The organism is Chryseobacterium sp. 2TAF14, from assembly GCF_052115105.1.
Taxonomy (GTDB): domain Bacteria; phylum Bacteroidota; class Bacteroidia; order Flavobacteriales; family Weeksellaceae; genus Chryseobacterium.
In genome coordinates, this window is sequence record NZ_JBFRGA010000301.1 from 1 (window position 1) to 1,986 (window position 1,986).

Below are 1,986 nucleotides of genomic sequence, written 5' to 3' on the forward strand. Positions count from 1 at the left end.
AATATAATCAGGCGAATCTTTATCATAATAATTATGACTTTCTACAGCTCCTGCTCCGTCATCATAACCTTTAAAATCATAATCATAGAAAATTTCCGAAAAATTATAAAAGCTTGGCTGACTTGTTTTAATATATGAGGAAAGATCTACAACATCTTTTTTGTAATAAAACGTTTCAAATTTTTCTTCTTCGCTTGAATAAGCTGGCTTTATTTTTTGAGCATATTCAGGATTGGGAGGTATGAAATTCCCACGTTTGTCTTTCTGGTAAGATTTTTTAGAATAGAGAGAATTATACTGATAAATCCTGTTGTAATAAACAAAGAATTTTTTGTTACGGTCTATTTCTTCCAAGTCGGTTTCACAATACAGATCATAAAAAGGTTTTGGAGACAATCTGTTTTCTAAAGTATAAGATTCTATATTTTGAGAAAGAAAAGGCGCTGTCCGGTTGATTATATCAATATTTTTTGCCATCTCATGATCAGGATATTTATTGTTGATAAACATTCTGAAACCCGTCATGTACGAAAAATAAAAAGTCGTACACGAAAAAATAATGATAAAATACTGCACAAACTGACCAAACAATTTGCCTTTAGAAACAGGATAAAAATTCTTAAACGCATTGTTTTTAAGCATCATCAAAAGCCACCCTACAATCAGTAAAATAGAAATAATAAGATGAATAAAAATGACACCGTTCCTGAAATAATCATCTTTTACAGAATACTTCTGCAACGAAACCGGATCGATGTGCGAAAGATAACCGATGATAAAAAAGACGATATGAAAAACGAAAGCTGCCAAAAGCATCCATACAATTTTGGTGTTCCAGACTGTAGGATATTTTTCCAGCAGAAATTGGTTAAATTTATTGAGTTTTTGCATTTTAATTTGAATTAAAAAAGATTAATTAACGAAAAACCTTCTCGTAGAAGACGAGATATTTCTGATGTAGATTATTTCTGCCTTTGCATTTCCCAAAGCCGAAATCACCTCGTAAAACTGCGTTTCTGAAGAGAAATAAGCAACATAAACTCCACCATTAAAGTTCAGTTTTTCAAGTTTGAAATCTTTAAAAACTTCAAGARGTTTATCCCGGCTTTCCGCTGTGTCAATCTCTATGATCAGGTTGTTTTCGCTATCATCATTTGTCTCAGAATTGTCTTTGTATTTCCCGTTTTTAAGGAAAATTACTTTATCAGAAATCTTTTCTACTTCGTACAACTGCTGCGAGCTCAGGATCAATGCAATCGGATGATTTACCGAGTTGGCAATCGATTTTAAATCTTCCAGGATTACCTGTTGCGCCAAAACATCGAGATTGGCTAAAGGCTCATCCAACAAAAGGATTTCAGGTTTTCTCAAAAGTATTCTTGCCAGCTCAAAACGCATTTTGTATCCTGACGAAAGCTCGCTCCACTTCAGATGTTTATAATTCCACAATCCGAGACGGGCAATCATCATCAAGGTTCGGGTTTCATTTTCTTCCGGTGAAACTCCATAATTAGAAAGAACGAATTTCAGGTTATCTTTCAGGCTTCCATACCATTTTTCGGTTCGTTGCGGTATGTAAACAAGCTTTGTTCTGAGGTCATACTCATTCTTTGGTTTTTCGTTGAAAGAATAATGCAGGCTTCCTTCGTTAAACGAAATTTCATTGGCTAAAATTCTCAATAAGGTTGTTTTACCGTTTCCGTTTTCTCCCACCAAACCATAAACCTGGCCTTTATTGATCTCCATAGAAATCGGGCCGAGCAAAAAACGATTGCTTCCGTAAGATTTTACAATATCTGTTGCTTTTAAAACTGATTGTTGGGAAACATGCTCTTTTACCTGAATTTTTTCAATTTTGGCGAGAAGGCTTTTCGACTTTTCGATTAATTCGTCAACGGCGTGATTGTGGGTTTCTTTCCAGTCGGTTAGATCGATCGCTTCTTTATAGATCGACATATTTTGGGTGTCAATAGCGCAGTCTAACAG

The 1,986-nt window shown here is 34.7% G+C and carries 1 protein-coding gene and 1 pseudogene; both read right to left on the reverse strand.

What is annotated here, in order from left to right; all coding sequences use genetic code 11:
* A pseudogene (locus AB4Y90_RS17725) lies at positions 1–891 on the reverse strand (hypothetical protein); the annotation flags it as partial.
* A 21-nt stretch (positions 892–912) separates the two neighbouring features.
* A partial coding sequence (locus AB4Y90_RS17730; protein WP_441558887.1) for an ABC transporter ATP-binding protein occupies positions 913–1,986 on the reverse strand: 1,074 nt, incomplete at its 5' end.